The organism is Streptomyces sp. NPDC050619, from assembly GCF_040654815.1.
GTDB lineage: Bacteria > Actinomycetota > Actinomycetes > Streptomycetales > Streptomycetaceae > Streptomyces.
The window spans coordinates 1-19018 of sequence record NZ_JBFAIR010000069.1; the positions used below are offsets into that span (position 1 = coordinate 1).

18 protein-coding genes and 3 pseudogenes are annotated in these 19018 nt (G+C 67.5%); 11 read left to right on the plus strand and 10 right to left on the minus strand.

What is annotated here, in order from left to right; translation table 11 throughout:
* Positions 1-247: alpha/beta hydrolase (locus AB0I77_RS50925; protein WP_363289847.1), on the plus strand; the 247-nt coding region annotated here is incomplete at its 5' end.
* A 548-nt stretch (positions 248-795) separates the two neighbouring features.
* Here AB0I77_RS50925 and AB0I77_RS50930 read toward each other — a convergent pair.
* The 5 genes and pseudogenes from AB0I77_RS50930 to AB0I77_RS50950 all read right to left on the minus strand — a co-directional run.
* Positions 796-981, minus strand: coding sequence for a hypothetical protein (locus tag AB0I77_RS50930; RefSeq protein WP_033329514.1), 186 nt, complete (start codon positions 979-981; stop codon positions 796-798).
* A 3-nt stretch (positions 982-984) separates the two neighbouring features.
* The gene (gene istB / locus AB0I77_RS50935) at positions 985-1779 is read right to left on the minus strand and encodes an IS21-like element helper ATPase IstB (RefSeq protein ID WP_363289848.1); all 795 of its coding nucleotides are present in this window, start codon (positions 1777-1779) and stop codon (positions 985-987) included.
* Positions 1776-2447, minus strand: a complete 672-nt coding sequence (locus tag AB0I77_RS50940) for a hypothetical protein (protein WP_363289849.1) — start codon at positions 2445-2447, stop codon at positions 1776-1778. The genes istB and AB0I77_RS50940 overlap by 4 nt, the downstream gene beginning before the upstream one ends.
* Before the next feature lie 12 nt (positions 2448-2459).
* On the minus strand, positions 2460-2699 hold the full coding sequence (locus AB0I77_RS50945; RefSeq protein ID WP_363289851.1) for a hypothetical protein: 240 nt from the start codon (positions 2697-2699) through the stop codon (positions 2460-2462).
* 144 nt (positions 2700-2843) lie between these two features.
* A pseudogene (locus AB0I77_RS50950) lies at positions 2844-3005 on the minus strand (transposase); the annotation flags it as partial.
* A 990-nt stretch (positions 3006-3995) separates the two neighbouring features.
* Here AB0I77_RS50950 and AB0I77_RS50955 point away from each other — a divergent pair.
* The 3 genes from AB0I77_RS50955 (at position 3996) to AB0I77_RS50965 (ending at position 7367) form a co-directional block, all read left to right on the plus strand.
* Positions 3996-4589 (plus strand): isochorismatase family protein, encoded by a 594-nt coding sequence (locus tag AB0I77_RS50955; protein WP_363289871.1) that lies wholly within the window; start codon positions 3996-3998, stop codon positions 4587-4589.
* Positions 4590-5311: 722 nt separating this feature from the next.
* Entirely contained in the window at positions 5312-5938 is a 627-nt protein-coding gene (locus AB0I77_RS50960) for a class I SAM-dependent methyltransferase (protein WP_363289852.1), read from the plus strand.
* 1174 nt (positions 5939-7112) lie between these two features.
* Positions 7113-7367: a hypothetical protein gene (locus AB0I77_RS50965; protein ID WP_363289853.1), complete on the plus strand. Its 255-nt coding sequence runs from the start codon at positions 7113-7115 to the stop codon at positions 7365-7367.
* An 871-nt stretch (positions 7368-8238) separates the two neighbouring features.
* Here the strand turns inward: AB0I77_RS50965 and AB0I77_RS50970 are convergent.
* Genes AB0I77_RS50970 through AB0I77_RS50980 form a run of 3 tightly spaced genes read right to left on the minus strand, consistent with a single transcriptional unit; the run spans position 8239 to position 11064 of the window.
* Entirely contained in the window at positions 8239-9795 is a 1557-nt protein-coding gene (locus AB0I77_RS50970; RefSeq protein WP_363289854.1) for a DHA2 family efflux MFS transporter permease subunit, read from the minus strand.
* 32 nt (positions 9796-9827) lie between these two features.
* The gene (locus AB0I77_RS50975) at positions 9828-10544 is read right to left on the minus strand and encodes a tRNA-dependent cyclodipeptide synthase (protein ID WP_363289855.1); all 717 of its coding nucleotides are present in this window, start codon (positions 10542-10544) and stop codon (positions 9828-9830) included.
* A gap of 7 nt (positions 10545-10551) precedes the next feature.
* On the minus strand, positions 10552-11064 hold the full coding sequence (locus tag AB0I77_RS50980; protein WP_363289856.1) for a 2OG-Fe(II) oxygenase: 513 nt from the start codon (positions 11062-11064) through the stop codon (positions 10552-10554).
* 557 nt (positions 11065-11621) lie between these two features.
* Between AB0I77_RS50980 and AB0I77_RS50985 the strand changes: the two genes are divergently transcribed.
* The 4 genes from AB0I77_RS50985 to AB0I77_RS51000 all read left to right on the plus strand — a co-directional run bounded on the left by AB0I77_RS50985 (position 11622) and on the right by AB0I77_RS51000 (position 14345).
* A complete protein-coding gene (locus AB0I77_RS50985; protein WP_363289857.1) occupies positions 11622-11765 on the plus strand; it encodes a hypothetical protein in 144 nt (47 codons plus the stop codon).
* A 98-nt stretch (positions 11766-11863) separates the two neighbouring features.
* Entirely contained in the window at positions 11864-12451 is a 588-nt protein-coding gene (locus AB0I77_RS50990) for a hypothetical protein (protein ID WP_363289858.1), read from the plus strand.
* Between the two features lie 14 nt (positions 12452-12465).
* On the plus strand, positions 12466-13656 hold the full coding sequence (locus AB0I77_RS50995; RefSeq protein WP_363289859.1) for a sensor histidine kinase: 1191 nt from the start codon (positions 12466-12468) through the stop codon (positions 13654-13656).
* Complete coding sequence (locus tag AB0I77_RS51000) at positions 13653-14345, plus strand: response regulator transcription factor (RefSeq protein ID WP_363289860.1); 693 nt, start codon at positions 13653-13655, stop codon at positions 14343-14345. The genes AB0I77_RS50995 and AB0I77_RS51000 overlap by 4 nt, the downstream gene beginning before the upstream one ends.
* A 55-nt stretch (positions 14346-14400) precedes the next feature.
* Here AB0I77_RS51000 and AB0I77_RS51005 read toward each other — a convergent pair whose 3' ends face one another.
* Positions 14401-15117, minus strand: a complete 717-nt coding sequence (locus AB0I77_RS51005) for a hypothetical protein (RefSeq protein WP_363289862.1) — start codon at positions 15115-15117, stop codon at positions 14401-14403.
* Positions 15118-15296: 179 nt separating this feature from the next.
* Between AB0I77_RS51005 and AB0I77_RS51010 the strand changes: the two genes are divergently transcribed.
* Complete coding sequence (locus AB0I77_RS51010; protein ID WP_095749789.1) at positions 15297-15620, plus strand: hypothetical protein; 324 nt, start codon at positions 15297-15299, stop codon at positions 15618-15620.
* Positions 15621-15694: 74 nt separating this feature from the next.
* On the opposite strand, the gene AB0I77_RS51015 is transcribed toward AB0I77_RS51010, so the two are convergent.
* Positions 15695-16450: a class I SAM-dependent methyltransferase gene (locus AB0I77_RS51015; protein ID WP_067023809.1), complete on the minus strand. Its 756-nt coding sequence runs from the start codon at positions 16448-16450 to the stop codon at positions 15695-15697.
* Between the two features lie 232 nt (positions 16451-16682).
* Here AB0I77_RS51015 and istA point away from each other — a divergent pair.
* Together istA and AB0I77_RS51025 are read left to right on the plus strand one after the other, a co-directional pair.
* Positions 16683-18383, plus strand: a pseudogene (gene istA / locus AB0I77_RS51020) (IS21 family transposase).
* A pseudogene (locus tag AB0I77_RS51025) lies at positions 18380-18919 on the plus strand (ATP-binding protein); the annotation flags it as partial. The pseudogenes istA and AB0I77_RS51025, both read left to right, overlap by 4 nt.
* Positions 18920-19018 lie beyond the last annotated feature (99 nt).

Here is a 19018-nt window from a genome sequence, read left to right on the forward strand (position 1 = left end):
CGGGCTCTACCGGACCCTGACCCAGGACGAGGCCGACAACACCAAACTCCAGGACACCCCGCTGACCATCCCGGTCCACCTGATCACCCAGGCCGGCCTCGCCGACGCGTTCCTGCCGCCCCTCCAGGACGCCGCCCCCCACGCCACCTCCGCCGTCGTCCCCGGCGCCGGACACTTCCTCCTCCACGAAGCACCCGACCGCGTCCTGGCCGAGATCAACGCCTTCTACCCCAACCCCACCCCCTGACCAAAAAGCACCACACGACCACACGACGTCCAAACCGTCCGATGCCAGAACTCGCGCGGTCCCTGAACGGCGACCTCGAAAGCCAGCACACCGAGGCCAACGTAAACGGCGCCTGACGACGTCTCAGCCGGATCACACCTGCCGGCATCCGCGTACGAGTGGATCCGCACCCCGGTCGGGGAACACGTCGAGGTGCAGTCCGCGAGCGGTGGGACGGGCGTGGCGACCGCGCTCGTCGGCGGCGCACGATCCTGCCGGTCCGGCACGGTGAGCTGTCCGGTCCGTCCCTGGGTGTCACGCTGGAGGCGTGGGGCCCGGCGGGCGGGCCGGTCCGTGGGCAGACCGCCGAGCTGGTGACCACTCGACCGATGCCGTCCATGCCGCTGCACTTCTGGAACGACGCAGGTGGCAGCCGTCACCACGACGCCTACTTCCCCGCCTACCCGGGAGTGCGGCGGCACGGGCGCTTGCCCGCAAATAGTCCACGCCGGGAGCGACGCTGCCGCGAGTGCCCGCCCGCGTGGCGAAGCCCATTCTGAGGAACCCGGTCAGGCGTGCTCCGCCGTGCGCTCGATCCGGGCGAGAATCCGGGCGGGGCAGGGACAGCCGCAGCGGCTGATGCGCCCCGTCGTGTGCGAGACGGGGCAGTCGAGTTCGTGGAAGAGGACGGCGTCGCGTCCTTCTTCGTCCAGCCGGGCGTGGACGAACGAGGCCAGCTCGGTGGCTGTGTCCATGGTTCAGCCGGCGTTGGCGCGTTCGGCCTGGGCTTTGGTGTGGGCGAGGCGGTAGGAGTCGGTGCCGGTCTCGATGATGTTGCCGCCGAAGGTGATGCGGTCGACGATGGCCGCGCAGAGCCTGGGATCGGTGAACGTCTTCGTCCACCCTCCGAACGACTCGTTCGAAGCGATCGCGACAGAATTCTTTTCCTCACGCTCCGTTAAGACCTGGAAGAGGAGTTCGGCGCCCCGGCGGTCGAGTTCCATGTAGCCGAGTTCGTCGATGCACAAAAGATCGACGCGTCCGTAGCGGGCGATGGTCTTGGCCAGGACCTTCTCGTCGGCGGCCTCGACCAGCTCGTTGACCAGCTTGGTCGCCAGGACGTACTTCACCCGGTATCCCTTCATCGCGGCCTCGGTCCCCAGCGCGATGAGCAGATAGGACTTGCCCGTGCCCGAGTCGCCGATCAGGCAGAGGGGGTGGCCCTTGCGGACCCATTCGCAGGTGGCGAGGGTGTTGATGGTCGCGGCGTCGATGTTGGGGTTCGCGTCGTAGTCGAAGGCCCGCAGTGACTTCTCGCGCGGGAACCCTGCGGCCTTGATGCGCCGCTCCGAGCGCCGGCGGGCCCGGTCGTCGCACTCGGACAGCAGCAGTTCCGCCAGAAAGCCCCGGTAGGACATCTGCTCGCGGGACGCCGCCTCGGCGAGGTCGGGGAACTGGCCGCGGATGGTGGGCAGCCGCAGCATCCGGCACGCCTGGTCGATGGCGGTGGTCGCGGCTTCCTCGGTCAGCCCGCGGTTGCGTTTGGCGTTCATGTCGCTTCTCCCTTGCCCGGAGCACTCCCGCCGCGCCGTCGCAGCAGCTGGTCATAGGCGGCAACCGAGGGCAGCGGCCGGGTGTCGGGCGGCAGATGGGACAGCCGCCAGTCGGCGAGAAAGGTGACGGTCGCCCGCGTCGGCCCGGCCGCTGCGGGCTCTGGCGGTGGTGAGGGCATCAGCTGGTCCGGCAGGTCGCCGTCGGCGATCTTGCGGGCCTCCAGCGCGACCGCGTCCGCGGTCAGCGCCCCGGCCCGCAGCGCGACCGCGAGCCCCGCGACCAGGTGCTCGCGGCTCAGATTGTCGTAGCGCACCTTGCCGCGGGGCACCCCGCCCAGCACGGACAGCGCGTGGACATGGCCTTCGAAGAACGCCTCCTGGCCGCAGGAAGCCGACACCCGGTGCACCGCCTTGCCGGAGTACGACAGCCGCAGCGAGAACAGATAGCAGCGAGTGGGCACCCCCGCCAGCACGATGTGGACATCACCGAAGTCGACCTCCGCCTCGTCCCCCGGCATATGGGACTGCGGGACGAACATCTCCTCCGGCCCGCGGCCGGCCTCCCACCGGACCTCCTTGCGCCGCACCGCGACGTAGGCGCGGACCATCTGGTAGGAGATCCCGTCCGCCGCGTACTCGTCGAGCAGCCGGTCGAAAATCCTCTTCACCGTGTGTTTCTGCTACGGCGGCGCGTCGAGGTCCGCCCGCAGCATCCCGTCGATCACCGGCTTGTACGGGTCAAGCCGGGTCGGACGCGGCGCCTGCTTCTTGCGGGGCTCGGGCCAATTCGAGTCCAGGGCCTTGCGGATCGTCCGCCAGGTCACCCCGTACTTGCGCTCCAGAGCACGCATCGACAGACCGGCACGGTGGTCACGGCGGATCGCCGCGTACAGCTCGACCTTGCTCGTCGATATGTGCATTCGAACCCCCAGCGGGAGAAGCACACCGATCGTCCCACTGCAAGGCTCCAAGTGCCGTCAAAACAGGGCAACATCACCCTCCACGACACGAAGCCGCCTCCCGTACCGGACGACAAACGCCTCCCCTACTCACCGACATAGCCACTCCGCCATCGCCTGGATCGGCTTGCGCCGTCCGTCCAGCATCAGCCCGCGCAGATAGCAGTCGCCCTTGGCCCGCTGATCCTTGCGCGGCACCAACGCGAACACATCCGCCACGAAGAACGCCAACTTCGCCCGGACTCGGTTCACTTCATGTGCGTCCACACACCCAACATGCTCCCGAACAGGCCCGACTGGAAGACCTAACGGAGTCCTAGTAGGGCCCTTCACGTCTGCTGTCTCGGGTCAAGCGGGGACGCGCAGGGTGGTGGCCGACGCGCTGGCGAGCGCATCGAACACAACCATGTCTCCGCTGTCCTCTGTGCTGCTGATTCGGGGGGCGAAGGGGCGGAGTGGACCGCTACGCCGACCCGGTTGATGCCGATGGGCCGCACCGTGTGCGCGAGGACGACCAGCGCCACGACGACCCCAACGGCCGGGGGCGAGGCGGTGGCCCGCGGCCTCGTCGCCCGGGCGGCGCGTACGGCGGCTGTGACGCGCGTAGGAAGGGCGCCTGCGCACCTGGTCCGGTATGACAATTGCACGCACATGGGCGACGCATGGGGCAAACAGCTGATCGCGCCCCGTCGCTGGCCGCTGTCAACACCTCATGCTCAAAGCTGTGCCGCGCGGCCTGGTCGCCGCCTCCCTCGCTTCCTGTCCCTCACCGTTCAGCGCCCGCCCACGCGGCAGTGACTCTTCCCCTGGCCGAAGCCGTCGCCGCCCTGCCTATGGGGACCGCGTCCCGGGACGGCTACGACCGGACGCGTTCCGCCACTGGAACGCCAACGCCGGTGCCAACCCGTCTGACGGCTTTGACACGCGCGTCGAAGTACTGATCTCCGTCCTGGTCGCCGTCACGCCCGCTCGAACAGGTCCAAGGAAGACCAGAATCCCGCCCAGTGGCGCCGCCCGCCGCCGACGTGCTCTGGCGGACAACCGACCTGCTCAACCCGCCGCCGCCGCGTCGCCGACGGGGTGACACCAAACTGGAGGCCGCGGCCCGGTGCACTGCATGGCCTTCGGCGGCTGCGAATCGTTCTTGCGGTGAAGACCCTGGGCCGTCCGGGTGAACCAAGCCGCCTATGTACCCGGAGGCGTGCGAGGGCCGGTAGAACGCGGGGGGTTGTTCCGTCGTGATGAAGGGTGGTCATGGTGAACCGAGGCTTGATCGTCGTGGACGTGCAGAACGACTTCTGTGAAGGAGGCAGTATCCCCGTACCGGGCGGCGCGCGGATCGCGACCAAGATCGCCGACCTGGTGGAGCAGACCGCGGGCCGTGACTACCAGTACATCGTCGCCACCCGCGACCATCACATCGACCCGGGAGGTCACTTCTCCGAGACCCCGGACTTCAAGGACAGCTTCCCCGTCCACTGCGTGGCCGGAAACGAAGGCAGCGAATTCCATCCCCACTTCGCCCCCGCCGTCACCGGCGGAAAGGTCGACGCCGTCTTCTACAAAGGCGCCCACAGTGCGTCCAAGAGCGGCTTCGAAGGAGCCGACGAAGAAGGGACCCCCCTCGCGGACTGGCTGCGCGCCCGCGGGATCGAGAACGTCGACGTGGTGGGCATCGCCACGGACCACTGCGTGCGTGCCACCGCGCTGGACGCCGTGAAGGCCGGCTTCCGCGCACGGGTACGTCTGGACTACTCCGTCGGAGTCGCCCCGGACACGACAGTCGCGGCCGTGGACGACTTCCACCAGGCAGGTATCGCCGTATCCGGCGAGGCACCCCAACCGCAGTAGTCCCCGCACCAGGCCTGGCGCGGACCGGAGCGAACGGTGGTGCGCCCGGCCGCCGAGAACCAGCGGCAGGGCGCACGTCCGGGGCGGACCGGGGGCCTCTCGCAGTGGTGCCGGCGAGCTCAGCTCGATTGCTCTCCGGTGTAGCGGAAGATGTTGCCGCCCGCGTTGCATCCAGGTTCTTGGCGACCAGGAGAACCATAAGCAGCGGAAGTCAGTGCTTGACGCCTTGCAGCCCCAGCAAGCACAGGACGTAGGACTGGCAGGCCCGCAGCCTTGTGATCCGAACTCCCCGTAGTGCACACGGCGATTGACATGGTGAGGAGCAGTCGCCAATGGGCGACTCACGTGGCCGTACGACCACGGACCGGTCACGTCCGCTGCCGAGTTGCTCGCCCCGGCCGTGGAGGCAGAGGGTGTGCAGGCACTGCCGTCCGGCCGCCGCCCGTGGGCTGCACTACCCACTCTGGCAGCCTCCCGCTCCACTCGCTCCGAGCGCTGCGGAAGGCTGCACGTCGTCCTCGCAGGCAAGGAAGAGCACCTGCTCGACTCACCGGGTCTTCACACGACTGGGACTGGGTACTCGACGACGGCGGGAGGCGGGTGGTCAGGTGCGGGTGTTGAGGCAGCGCACGGCCGGACGGCTGTTCGAGCCTCGCTCTGTGTACCTTCGTAGCAGGCCGCGAGGTCTACACCTACAGGGCTGACCGGAAGGCACGCTGAACATGACCGGGCAACGCGACCGTTGGGCGGAACTGACAGGCGGACATGCTGGCGAGGAATACGCCCAGCGTTTCGCGCAGCTCGCCGAATCGGGCCACGACATCCATGGCGAGGCCACCTTCTGCTCCGCGCTGCTGAAGCCGGGCAGCCGCATACTCGACGCCGGCTGCGGCACCGGTCGTATTGCGATCCGGCTCGCCGAGCTGGGCCACTACTGCACCGGCGTGGACGTCGACCCTTCGATGCTCGCCGTCGCCCGCCGCGACGCCCCCACGCGGGAGTGGCTCCTCGGCGACCTGGCCCATCTGGATGCCCTCGGCCTGAATCCGGGCTTCGACCTGGCGCTCGCCGCCGGGAACGTCATCCCCCTGCTGGCCCCCGGCACCGAATCAGCCGTCGTCCGGCAGCTGGCCGCCGTACTGCGCCCTGCCGGACTGCTGGTCACGGGCATGGGACTGGACGCGGCGCACCTGCCGCTGCCGGAACCGACGGTGACCCTTACGGAGTTCGACCACTGGTGCACCCAGGCCGGACTGACCCTGCGGCAGCGCTACGCCACCTGGAGCGGCGATCCCTACTACCAAGGCTGCGGCTATGCCGTCAGCGTGCACTCCCGCCCCACCATGTGAGTCCGCGCCCTGTACGCGACTGCGTCTGCGGAGCAGGTGGAGGTGGGCCCGCCCGAAGCCCATGAGCTCGAGGAGCTCGGCTCGGGCACGTTGACGTCCACGACCCGGTCTTCGACGCCGCGCTTCGCACGGTCTGGGGCGCGAGGGCCGTTGCGAGCACCGCGCCCCGGACTGATCCACAATCCGCAAGTACCTCGGCTATGCCGCCCCCGTGCTCGCGGTGTGGTCCGTCGGTCACACGAGCCTGCGAGACGTGACGAGCACCGACGTCACCGGGGCACGGAAGGACGTGACCAGCACTACGGCAGGTGACCGGCAAGTCGCGCTACGCAGCATCTTCGGCGCCTGCGACAGGAACGGCGGATATTCCGCGACCCGACCCGGGGCATCAGCCTGCCCGGGCACACCCGCCCACCCGTCTCCCTACCCGCTGGCCTGCTACCACGGCCGTTCGAGGGCCGAGGACCGTCCCACCCGCGTGATCGCCGTGCTGCTCGCCGTCCACGCAATGACGTGCTCAGCGACTGGCTTCAGGAGCGGCACGAGCGATGGCCACGCACCCAGAACCCTCACCTCCTGCTCAGCCGGCAGATCGCGGCCGACTACCGCAAGCGTGCCGATCACCGAGGCCCACCCGCACCGCCTGCTACAGCAGTTGGGTGGCGTGCACGCCCCAACTGCGCGTCGACCGCGTCCTGGACGAAGCCCACGAGACCACCGACCCGTCCACATGATTGCGACTGTTCGTTCCTGTCCTCCGCGACCGCGATACCTACGTGACCGCCGCCCACCCCGCCGAGTGCGCCAACGCCCGGAGGTAGGAGGCGGGATGGAAGGCGATCGTGTCCCGTCCGTACCAGCCCCATCGAAGGTTGAGCGCCGATTCAGGCAAGCGCGTGAGTCAGCGCCGGACGCACCGTGGGGACCGCCAGCCCTGTCAGGCCCACAGCTCCTCCCGCGCCACGGTCGGTGAGGCTGCGGAACCTCCGTTCTGATATGGAGCCGACCTCGGCGGCGAGATCCTTCACAGCACAGGATCAAGGGGCGCGAGGGCTCAGGCTCCGCCCGGACCGCGCCCCCACACGCCCTCTTCCCCGACACCCCACCGCGTGATCAAATCGTCACGCAGCGCAACATTACCGTTGCGTCGTGTGACGAGAAGGGAGAGATATTCGTGTCTGTACGTGCGCTCGTCGCCAGGTCCGCTGGTGTGATGGCCGCTCTCGCGGCTACCGCGGGGTTCCTGGGGGCTGTGGCTCCCTCAGCCTCAGCCGTCTCGGTCAGGCCCGCTGAGATGAAGTTCTACGACGACTACTGGACTTTGGAGGAATGCCGTCAAGTCGGCGAGTGGGGCAAGTCCAATGGCAGGTGGACCGTCTACGTCTGTCAGTGGTCCGGTTGGGACTACGACCTTTACTACGACAGCTGACCACATTGCCTGCGCCGCTGCTGCGTAGGTGCTCAACGCGGTGTGAGCGCTGCTGACGCCGAAGTGGATTCGCTGGAGCTTCACCGGACACCCCGGGCGGAAACCCGCTTGGGGTGTCCGGTTCTTTAATTTGATCAGCCGGTGCGGCTGCCTGGCGGCACGGGTGTGGTGCGGGTGCCCGCACGGTGGAGAATGCTCAACCTCCGCTGTGACGGAACAAGCCACGGGTCTTCCCCCCCGCCTGTACGCTCGCGGAGCCGGCGAGTCGGTGTCGTCCTCGCCGCTCGGTGCTTTGCTGCCGGGGCGTGTCCGTCCGGGCACGGCGGTCAGCTCTGGTGGGGAAATGCCGCTGCTGCTGGCCGCCGTGCTGCGCCGCAGTGGAACGGTCCTGGTGGCCGCCGGCCCGTGGCAGGGTGTCGAGATGCGTCTGCAGGTGGTCTCCGTGCTGTGGGAGGGCGTGGGGGAGGGGCATGGTCTGCTGCGTGGTCGTCGGGTGAGGGTGGCGGCTGCCGGGCGTGGGGCTGGAGTAGCGCCGCGGTATGCCGAGATGTGGCTGCCCGGACAGAACGGTGGTGTCCCGCCAAGGCGATGTCACGAACAAGCCCGAATGCCGAGGCCGCGCAGCAGCGAGGACATGCTCGTCCTGGCAGGCTCCGCTCACGATGAGCCTCCCCCGCATCTGGGCCTCCCACAACCCCGGTTCGACCCTTACCCCGCCGACCGCCAGTACGAGGTACACCACGTCTGTACGGCGAAGTCGAAAGTGTGGGTCTCCCATGCCGGGACACGCGCTACAGGGAGCGCGAGGCGAGGCGACCGAAAGACCACCCACTGTGGTGCCTCGAACACCGCTCAGTTGACCACACCACACTTACGTGGCCTGCCTCGTGGGAACGTGCGCTGGTTCATCCGCGGTCCCGTCGACCGTCCTGCGGGAGAGCAGGGCGACCACCGCGAGGGCGGCCAGGGAGACGGTGACCAGCAGCCACATGGCGGCCTGCATGCCATGACTGAACGCCGCACTGAAGACCCGGCCCGCCTCAGCAGAGGACAGCGAGGTCTCCCGAGCCAGTACCTCGGTGGCGTGCTCGGGGTTGGTGACCACCGCGTCGGTCCAGGAGCCGGTCGCCTGGTGGTGCTGGGTCAGCTCGCTGGTCAACCGGTCGGTGGCGAAGGAACGGAAGAGGACCACCGCGGTGGCCAGGCCGATCGCGCCGCCCAGATTGTGGAAGGTCCAGGAGGAACCGACCGCCAGACCTGCCTGCCGCTCCGGCACAGCCGACAGAGCAGACACGGTTGCCGGGCTGAGGACACAGGCCCAGCCGATACCCATCACGACCAGAGCGACGGCCAGTTGGAGATAGGAGGTGGTGGCCGTCAGCCTGGTCTGGAGCAGCGCCGAGGCGGTGAAGGCCATGAAGCCCACTGTCAGCAGCGGGCGTGGGCCGAAGCGGTCGATGAGGCGTCCGATGAAGGGGGACAGGACCGCCATCACGGCCGTGCACGGCAACAACAGGGCGCCGATGGCGTACCCGTCCAGCCCGCGCACGGTGCTCAGGTAAAGCGGGATCAGGAAGAGCACGGTGGTGTAGAAGCAGGCCAGTGCGAAGTCGGAGGACAGGGCGCCGACGAAGGCCGGCTTGCGGAACAGGGCGAGGTGGAGCAGAGGGTTGGCACTGCGGCTCTCGACGACGGCGAAAGCGAGCAGGGCGATGACGGCGAAGGCGGCGAGGGTGAGGGTCACCGCACTGGTCCAGCCCCAGGTGCCGCCAAGCGTGAAGGCGAGGACGGCGGCGGGGATGCCGAGGCCGGACAGCACGAGGCCGGGCCAGTCCAGCCGGCCGTCGGCCGTTTCGTCGCGCGACTCACGGACGCTGAAGGAGCACACCGTGAGAGCGAGCACGACGAGCGGCACATTGAGCCAGAACACCCAGCGCCAGCCTGCCGCCGACACCAGGATCCCGCCGAGCAGCGGGCCGATGGCAAGGCCGAAGCCGTTGACGCCGTACAGCGCGCCCATCGCCCGGCCGCGCTGCTCAGGTGGGAACGCGTTCTGCACGATGGCGCCGGTGGAGGTGTACAGCACGGCACACGCGGCGCCCTGAAGAAAACGGAAGGCAATCAGCCAGCCTGTGTCGGGAGCGGCACCGGCTCCCAGGGAGGCCAGACCGAAGACGACGGTGCCGGCGTAGAGGACGCGGCGGCGGCCGTGCGCGTCGGCCAGCCGGCCCATCGCCACCATGAACATCGACAGGGCGACGATGAACATGTTGACGATGAGCTGAAGCTCCGTCACCGAAGCCCCGAGGTCGGCCTGGATGCGTGGCGCCGCGGTGTTGACGATGGTCAGGTCGATGCAGCCGAGGAAACTGATCAGGCCGACACCGATGAAGGTCCACCATTTGCGGTCATTCGCTGCTGGGATCACAGAACGCGTCCTCTACGCCGGATTGTGTACGGTCAGGCAGCCGCCGGAGCGGCCGCCCGCTTCTTGAACCTGAGTGAGAGCCAACTACCCTTGCCCGGATATTCTCGGGCCACGAACAGCCGGTGGGTTTCGGCCATCGCGGCGGTCATGGGTTGCGGGTAGACGACGTGGTCATATCCCTGGTGTGCCCACATCGGCTGAATGATGGGGCACTCCTCGATGAGATAGGATAGGCAGCCGTCGAATGCCTTGCGGATATCGACGCACGGGTCCCGGGACACCATGCGGTCGATGAAATTCCGGATCGTGGAGTCCACCGCACCCCGGTATCCGGGATCGTCCCGGTAGGCATCCCGGATGCGCCGAAGAAATCGCGGGTAATCCGGGTCCTGCAGAGCCTCGTCCCAGCGGAGCACGCCATTCGGCACGCTCAGCCGACCGAGGATCTTACTGTTCCGCTCCAGCCATGCATCGCCCTCGCGCAGGGCGCGACGATGGGCTTCGACGGGATCCCACGCGAGATAGTTGGTGCGCTGGAGGGTGTCCGCCACCGCTACGGTCACCTGGCCGAAGCCGGTGCGGTTGAGCAGTTCCACGGTGGCCCGGAGTTTGTCGCCCTCGTGATAACGCTGGCCCACGCTGATCAACAGGATGGCCCGGCGGCCCGACAGATCGTTCTTCTGGCCGTTCTGCCCGAAGCTCGCCTTGGTACGGCCGTCGAGTACGTGCTCGGTTGTCTGCTCGGTCATGCTGACCTCAACTCCACAGTTCGAGCGGACGGTTGTCGCCGTGGTAGCCGATGAAGTGCCCCAGGGTGATGCGCGGCCGGTCGCCGGAGGGGCGAACGGCGTGGATCTGCCGTGGGTTGAGCAGCAGCAGGTCACCGGGGGCCGGCTTGAACACGGTCCGGGGCGGGCCGAGCCTGTCGCGGTCGATGCCCCAGGTGCGCCGGCCGCGCAGTTGGTCGTACTCGTCCGCGGTCGGCTCCACTCCCCACAACTCCAGTTCGCCGCCGGCCTCGGGGACGTTGATGTAGACGTTGACCGACAGCTGGGCCTTGAGGGTGTGGCGGGACTCTGCGGGCAGGTTCCGTTCGAGGGCATCGGTGTGCGGGTTGAGGTCGACGTCCTTGTCCTGATAGCGGCAGATGCCGATGAACGCCTTGCGCCCGTCCAGTTGGAGCAGGTTGGCTCCGGGGCCCCACGCCTCCTCGAGCAGCAGTCGCAGCACGTCGCTCGGTGCGGCATACGGCGCGAAGAGGTCGCGCATACGCTGGATGTTGCCGCGGGCCTCCGCGTGGTACCAGTCGCGGGATGCCTCATCGCTTATCTCAGAGAAGGCGAAACCTACTCGCTTGAACTCCGCCGCCTGACTCAGACCACCGCGATCCGGATGGTCAATAAGCTTTTCACGGGCACTTTCCAGGGCGACTCGCGGAACGAATCCCGGGATGTGCACCGCGAGACAGGTGCCGTCGATGACCGACTGGATATCGGCGTGCGTAAGAGCGCGGGCAGTTGTTTCCCTGATTTCAGACATGGCTGGCTCCTCGGCTGTTGTGAAGGTGATGTGCACCGCGCCGGCCTGACAATTGCCCATTGCGCGCAGTTGGCGGCAAAGACGGGTTCGCGGCCGACGATCCGCTTCAGAGCATCCACCGTCGCCCGTGCCCGCCGCGTCCTCCTCTGCCCCGATCCGGCGAGTCGTCCCTGGGGTGTACGCGGGCCCACGACGTCGTCGCCTCCCCCGATCCGTTGAATACGCCACAGGGACGTCGCAATGCGAAGAGGGGCCGATGACAATCGGTGCGTGCTGTGACATGCCGCTTGAGCAAGTGCTGTGCTGGTTCGACCTCGTACGGCGGCACGTTCGCCGACCGGCAGCGGATCGCCTTCATCACAGTCAGCCGCCCGGCCGTGGCGCCGTCCCCCGGATGGCGGATGGACATCGAGGTTTCCCTGTCGCTGTGATATTGAGATCCGTCACACAGCGTGCCCAATCGGCCACGCGGGACTGGCTCTGTCCCGGCCGCACCAGCCCTTCCGCCTCGTCTTCCTCGGAGCTCTTCATGATCAACAAACGTCAGCCATCCGCCGACGGACCGCTCGTCACCATCCAGTCGGCCGACGCGTCGGCTGCGCACGGTGTTCTCGTCGCGGACGACATCGTGTTCGTTCCGCAGCCACCAGCGCGCCTGCTCACCGCACCGAAGCTGAACGCCGTGATCAGGCCAGGCTCGGCCGGCAGCGCACCGGGCGAATCCATTGCCGTCACCGACGTGCGTCTGCTGGGCCTGGACGACGGCAAGATCAGGGCCTCCGTGGCGGTGATCACACTCGCCGAGCCATCCACCCTGCGCCGGAAGGTGCCGCAGTACTCGGCGGCGCGGCTCGGCGAGGCCATCACGGCCCACGGTGGTGACCTTTGGGCCGCACTGGGTTCACTCGGCTACGGAGTGCCAGTCGACGCAGGCCGAGAGGGCGCACCGGAATCCTGGCCGGACTTCCGTGCCTTCGCAGGCCCTGGGGAGACAGCCGTCGAAATGCACGACAGCATCGCCGCATTCGCCAACAGCGGTTGCCTTACCTGTGGATGTTGTCTCGATCTGCCGCCGAAGGCACCCTCAACTGATGGCAACCGTCGGCCCCGACAATGAGGTATTCAACCCGTGTGGGGCGTGTGACGGCCCGGGACACCTGGCGGGCATTGGCCGTCGTCGTGCCGGACATGCTGGCCTTCGGCCGGTTGGTGGCCCCGGACACCACCGGCTACCAGGCGCTGATCACAGTGCTTGCGGCCGTCCCGTCGTGTGTGGCCCTGTGCCTGCTGCGGGCCGTACCCGCCGCCGGGTTCTGCGCGCTGTGGCTCCACGCGGTGACATGCGGCCTGATCAGCCTGGTCACGGTGCTCGACTACAGCCCGGTCTTCACAATGCTGGCAGGGCTCTTCAGCGTGGTGGTCACATGCCGCCTCCGAGCCGCGCTCGCGGCGCTGGCCGTGTCGGCCATCCCCATGGGACTGACCATCCTGCTCGACCTCGCCCACGTGCCGGCCGAGCGCCGATGGCATGCCCTGGCCGGGCTGCTGGCGTTCTTTCTGTCGCTGTACATCGAAGTGTTCCTGTTCGGCCGCTGGATCCAGACGAGCAACACCAAGGCCGAGCGCACCCGGAGCCGGCTGGCCGAGGCCCGCCGGACCATCACCGACGAGCGCGCGCGCATCGCCCGCGAACTCCACGACATCGTCGCCCACGCGGTGACCGTGATGGTCCTTCAAGCAGGCGGCGCGCAGCGGGTACTGCGCAGCGACCCGGACCGGGCCTCCCTCGCCCTCGGCGACATCGAGAGCCAAGGCAGAAACGCGATGGGTGAGCTGCGCCGCATGCTGACGCTGCTGCGCACGGCGGACCAGCCCTCCACCTCCTCCCCGCACAGCGGACTCGCTGGACTGGACCGGCTCTTCGAGGGCGTGCGGCGCACCGGCGTGTCCGCCGTGTGCGAAGAGCGCGGGCGCCGCCCCCAGTTGCCGGAGAGCCTGGACCTGACCGCCTACCGAGTGGTTCAGGAGGGGCTGACCAACGTGACCAAGCATGCCGGGCCCGGTACCCGCGCCGTCGTCCGGCTGATCTGGAATGACACGTCGCTGCGCGTCGAGATCGAGGACGACGGCGCCGGAACACCGTCTACCCTGCCCGGCGAACTGTCCACCGGGCACGGCATCACTGGTCTGCGGGAACGCGTCGAGGTGTTCGGCGGCAGCCTGTCGACGGCCTCGATCGGCGGTGGCTACGGGCTCTCGGTGACCCTGCCGATCCCCGAAACCACACCGTACAGCCCCACACTGGAGGGACCTGATCCATGATCCGCGTGATCCTGGCCGACGACCAGCCGCTCGTGCGCTCCGGTATCGGCATGCTGCTCTCGGCGGAACCGGACATCGAGGTCGTCGGCGAGGCCCACGACGGGGCCCAAGCCATCGACCTCGCCGAACAACTGAAGCCCACCGTCGTCCTGATGGACATCAGGATGCCCGGCATCGGCGGTGTAGAGGCCACACGGCACATCACCGCAGACCAGTTCTCGAACGGGCAGAGCAACCCGGTACGGGTGCTGGTACTCACGACGTACAACGTGCATGAGGCGGTGATCCAGGCACTGCGGGCCGGAGCCTCCGGGTTTCTGCTGAAGGACGCGGCGCCGGAAGAACTGGTCCGCGCGGTGCGGGTGGTGGCCGACGGTGACGCATGGCTCGACCCCTCCGTCACTCCAGAACTACTGCGCGAGTTCGCCGCCCGCCCTGACCGGCTGTTGCCGACTCCGGCAGAGATGGAGAACCTCACCGCTCGCGAGCGTGAAGTGCTGGTGCTGATCGCCCACGGGATGTCGAACGGGGAGATCGCCAGGCACCTCGTGATCAGTGAGACGACAGTGAAGACGCACTACAGCAGGATTGTCATAAAGCTTGGGGTGCGAGACCGTGCCCAGGCAGTCGCGGCGGCATATCAATGTGGCCTGGTCCAGCCTGGCACGACGCCGCCTCCACAGAGTTGAGGGGCCGGCTTCGGGCTGAGTGCCTGTTGTCGTTTCGAATCTGAGGGCGGCGTTTTCACTGGTCAGGCATAGGGTCGGTGATCCGGCGGGAGTGGTGACGTGCCGTGTCGTCGCTCCCCGGGAGGTGGCGGATGCCGTCGGTGGTCGGACTGCTGGAACAGCACGAGCTCGCCGCTCGCCGTCGAGTCGAGGGCTGTGTGAGGAAGCCGATCGCATCCAGGCCGAGTTGGCGGCGACCTGGGCGGGAATGGCGGGAGTGGGCGATCGCACGCAGGCGAGTGGGCACCGTCCTGGCTCCGGATGACGGCGACATCGCTGATGAGGAGGTCGCCCCCGGCTCACGGAACGCCTTCCTGACGTTGGCCGACAGCGCGAACAAGCAGTTCATCCCCGACATCGCTGCCCAGCACTCCATGGACGCGTAGCCAGGGTGCGGGAGGGACTCGAACCGGATCGTGGCGTAGATGTACCCGATCTGGATGCGCCCGTCCGCCTCGGGGCCACGTCCACCCGTCTGCGCATACTCGTGCAGTGCATCATCGACGTCGAACATGAGGGACGTGTCGAGCTCGAGCGCGCTGCTCGTGGAGCAATCGACCGGATCGCTCTTGAAGCGGGACGTGAACGGGAGGACGAGCCGGTTACCGCCGGGCAGGGTGATCTCAAGCGGCGGCACGGCATGGGCCGGTGGCGCCAGCTCGGCCAGATTGGCCAATGCCCTGGCGACATGCCGAGGACGCAGATAGATGTCGTAGCCGTAGATCAGCCCCACATTTCCCTCTGTCTCAGATCGAACCGCACCCTCTCTGGTTCTGTCGGTAGTTGGTGACGTCAGTTGTTCGTGAAAGCTGACGGCACCAGGTGATGGCCCAGAAAGATGTTCGCGAATTCTGACGTCACCATCGGGGTTGCGGTGTCAAGGTGGATGTGCTCAGTAAAGGAGCACCCCCGATGCCGCCTGGCCAGTCGAAGGTCGAGTTGTACGCCGCGCTGCGGCGCGACTCCCGCGATGGCATGTCGAACCGGGCGTTGCAGTGCAAGTACGGCGTCACCTGGAGCACGGTCAACAAGGCCCTGACCTCGGCTTGGCCGCAGCCACGCACGACAACCGCTTCGGCGCGGCCGTCGAAGCTGGATCCGTTCACGCTGCTGATCGACGAGATCCTGCTCATTGATCTGGACGCGACCAGGAAACAGCGCCACACCGTCACCCCGGATCTACCGCCGTCTGATCGACGAGCACTCCTCGTCCGAGGCGTTGCGTTGACCACTTGAACCCGTACCGATGAGAGGGCGCAAGCGTCCTGCGAGCAACCGCGCGGTCCGGCCAGGGACTGAGAGTCCGGTGCTTATACCTTGCTCGCGACCACCATGTAGTTCTCGGCCTCAAGATCGAACGTGCTCAGTTCCGTTTGGAGTCCGACCCGGTGCAGCTCGACTTCGAGTTCCTCGTACCGGTAGGGCCAGCAGGACAGCAGTTCCGAGCGGACAAGAACCAACCCGGTCGCATCAACTTGCGCGATCGCAATCTCGATGTGGTGCTCCTCCTCCCAATGCGGCGCAATCTCCCAGCGGTAGACCACGACGGCATCGCGACCGTTCCGGCGGACGAGTCGGTCACTGATCTCCAGCCGGGAACCTCTGGCCCTCACGAGTTCCCAAGTGCGGGATGTGAGTACCAAGCGCCCGCCGGGGCGCAGAAGCCGTGACATCGACTCCAGAGCAGCACCCCTGCCTGTCGCACCCGCGGCATGGTGAAGCGAGTTGCCAACGCAGAACACCATGTCGAACGTGTTGTCCTGGAAATGGTCGGGCAACTCTTCCCAGTTCGCCCGTACGGCCCGGACGGATGCCCCGAACTCCTCAGACAGCTCTGCAGTCCGACGAACCATCGCCTCGCTGGCGTCAGTTGCGACAACCTGCATGCCACGACCGGCGAGGCCAACCGCCAACTGTCCGGTTCCGCACGAACAGTCGAGGACGTGAGCGTTCGACGGCAGGAGATTGAGGACGTCGTCGAACGACGCAGCGAACTCGGCTGGAGGCAACTTTGCATCCGAGATGAGCCATTCGTACACCTCGGCAAGCACGTCGTAGCCTGTCACAACCACTACCTCCGTCACGTGGCAGACTCACGGTAGGACGTCAGTCCATCAGCGGAGCAAGCCGGGCACCAATGGTTTTCGCAAGGATGGCTCTGACGGTGTTTGTGGGTTGTCAGTTGTCCGTCTGAGTGGATGTCACCGGCTGGTTAGCTGGGAAGTTGTTCGTGAGAAGTAGTGTCACTCGCGGGGTTGCGGTGGCAAGGTGAATGTGCTCAGTGAAGGAGCACCGCCGATGCCGCCTGGTCAGTCGAAGGTCGAGTTGTATGCCGCGCTGCGGCGTGACGCTCGCGAGGGCATGTCGAACCGGGCGCTGGAGCGAAAGTACCGGGTGGGCTGACGGACTGTTCAGAAGGCGCTGAGTTCGGCGTGGCCGCAACCTCGGGAACCGTACGCGCCTCGCCGTTCCAAGCTGGATCCGTTCAAGCCGGTGATCGACCAGATGCTGCTGGCTGATCTGGATGCGCCGAGGAAGCAGCGTCACACGGTGGTCCGGATCTATCGCCGGTTGATCAACGAGCACGCGATGGACGACGTGTCCTACCAGGTCGTGCGCGCCTACGTCGCCAAGCGGAAGCCAGAGATTCGGGTCGAGGCCGGCCGTGGCCCGGCGCAGGTGTTCATCGAGCAGTCGCACCTGGCCGGCGCCGAAGCCGAGGTCGACTTCGGCGAGGTCGCGGTCCGTTTGCGGGGCGAGCTGGTGAAGTGCCATTTGTTCTGCCTGCGGTTGTCGTTCTCCGGGAAGGCGGTGCACCGGGTGTTCGCCTCCGGCGGTCAGGAGGCGTTCTTCGAGGGCCACGAGCACGCTTTCAGAGTGCTGGGCGGCGTGCCGTTCGGCAAGATCCGGTATGACAACCTGAAGGCCGCGGTCGCGTCGGTGCTCGGCTTCACGCGGCGCCGGGTCGAGACCGACCGGTGGACCGCATTTCGGTCCCACTACGGCATCGAGCCGTTCTACTGCACGCCGGGAATCGAGGGCGCCCACGAGAAAGGCGGCGTCGAGGGCCAGATCGGCTGGTTTCGCCACAACCACTTCGTTCCCGTCCCCGAGATCGACTCGCTGGCGCACTTGAACATGCTGATCGACGAGTGGGATCTGGCCGACGAGGCCCGGCGGATCGGGACCCGTCTCCGCACGATCGGCGAGCTGTTCGCCGTCGAACGGCCGTCGTTGAAGCCGTTGCCCGTCGAGACGTTCGAGACCGGCCGCTGGTTCACCCCACGGGTCGACCGGTTCTCCCAGATCACCGTCCGCACCAACCGTTACTCGGTCCCGACCCGGTTCATCGGCCGCCAGGTCCGGGTCTTGCTGCACGCCTCCGAGCTCGTGGTGTTCGACGGCCGCACCGAGGTCGCCCAGCACGAACGGCTGCTGACCAAGAGCGGATCACGGCTCGAACTCGATCACTATCTCGAAGCGCTGCTGCGCAAACCGGGCGCGCTGCCCGGCGCCACGGTCCTCGAACAGGCCCGGGCCGCAGGCCAGTTCACCCCGATCCACGAAGCCTGGTGGACAGCCGCCTGCAACGCCCACGGCGACACCGCCGGCACCCGCGCTGTGATCGAGGTTCTGCTGCTGCACCGGCACATGCAGCACGACCACGTCGTCGCCTGCCTGGCCGCCGCGCTCCAGGTCGGAGCGCTCACCGCGGACGCGGCCGCGCTGGAAGCCCGCCGCATCGCCGACAACGACGAACCGACCTCGGCCAAGCCACGACGCCGAGCCACTACCGAGGCACACCGGGCCGTCGCAGCGACCGTCACCTCGCTGACCCAGCGGCGCCTGGCGCAACTGCCCAAAGACACCCGACCCATGCCTGACGTGTCGATCTACGACCAGCTGCTTCCCAGCCGGCGAGCCGCCGTGGCCGCCGCTGGGCGCGCGCCGGCCCCGAGACCTACCCAGAAGCCGAGCAGGAAGAAGCCGCCGCCATGAGCCCTCGCCGCCGGATGAGTGAGCAAGCCGCCGAAGCCGCCGTCGACCAGACATGCCGGGTCCTGCGACTGCCCACGATCCGCAACCAGTTTCCCGACCTGGCGGCCAAGGCCGGCAACGACCAGATGTCCTACCTGGTGTTCCTGGCCGAACTGCTGCCGGCCGAGTGCGACGACCGCGCCAGGCGCCGCTCCGAACGCCGGATCATGGCCGCCCGGTTCCCCCGGGAGAAATCGCTGCGCGAGTTCGACTTCGATGCCAATCCGAACATCGACTCCGCCGTCGTCGGCTCGCTGGCCACCTGCGAGTGGGTGAAGTAGGGCCTGCCGCTCTGCCTGATCGGTGATTCCGGCACCGGCAAGTCGCACCTGCTGATCTCGCTGGGCACCGAGGCGGCGATGGCCGGGTTCCGGGTGAAACACACCCTGGCAACGAAGCTCGTCAACGAGCTCGTCGAAGCAGCGGACGAGAAACAGCCGACCAAGACGATCGCCCGCTACGGCCGTGTCGATCTGTTGTGCATCGACGAGTTGGGCTGTGCGCCACGAGGCGCTGATGGATCTCGGGGGATGAGAGGCCCGCCGTTGGTCATCGCAGTGACCGGTTGAAGCTGGGGGCAGGCTGAACCCCGGGTT

Excerpts from the sequence above, each read along its gene's own strand:
- AB0I77_RS50930 (WP_033329514.1), bottom strand. The coding sequence starts at position 981 with ATGGACACAGCCACCGAGCTGGCCTCGTTCGTCCACGCCCGGCTGGAC.
- istB (WP_363289848.1), bottom strand. The coding sequence starts at position 1,779 with ATGAACGCCAAACGCAACCGCGGGCTGACCGAGGAAGCCGCGACCACC.
- AB0I77_RS50945 (WP_363289851.1), bottom strand. The coding sequence starts at position 2,699 with ATGCACATATCGACGAGCAAGGTCGAGCTGTACGCGGCGATCCGCCGT.
- AB0I77_RS50960 (WP_363289852.1), top strand. The coding sequence starts at position 5,312 with ATGACCGGGCAACGCGACCGTTGGGCGGAACTGACAGGCGGACATGCT.
- AB0I77_RS50975 (WP_363289855.1), bottom strand. The coding sequence starts at position 10,544 with ATGACCGAGCAGACAACCGAGCACGTACTCGACGGCCGTACCAAGGCG.
- AB0I77_RS50980 (WP_363289856.1), bottom strand. The coding sequence starts at position 11,064 with ATGCGCGACCTCTTCGCGCCGTATGCCGCACCGAGCGACGTGCTGCGA.
- AB0I77_RS50990 (WP_363289858.1), top strand. The coding sequence starts at position 11,864 with ATGATCAACAAACGTCAGCCATCCGCCGACGGACCGCTCGTCACCATC.
- AB0I77_RS51000 (WP_363289860.1), top strand. The coding sequence starts at position 13,653 with ATGATCCGCGTGATCCTGGCCGACGACCAGCCGCTCGTGCGCTCCGGT.
- AB0I77_RS51010 (WP_095749789.1), top strand. The coding sequence starts at position 15,297 with ATGCCGCCTGGCCAGTCGAAGGTCGAGTTGTACGCCGCGCTGCGGCGC.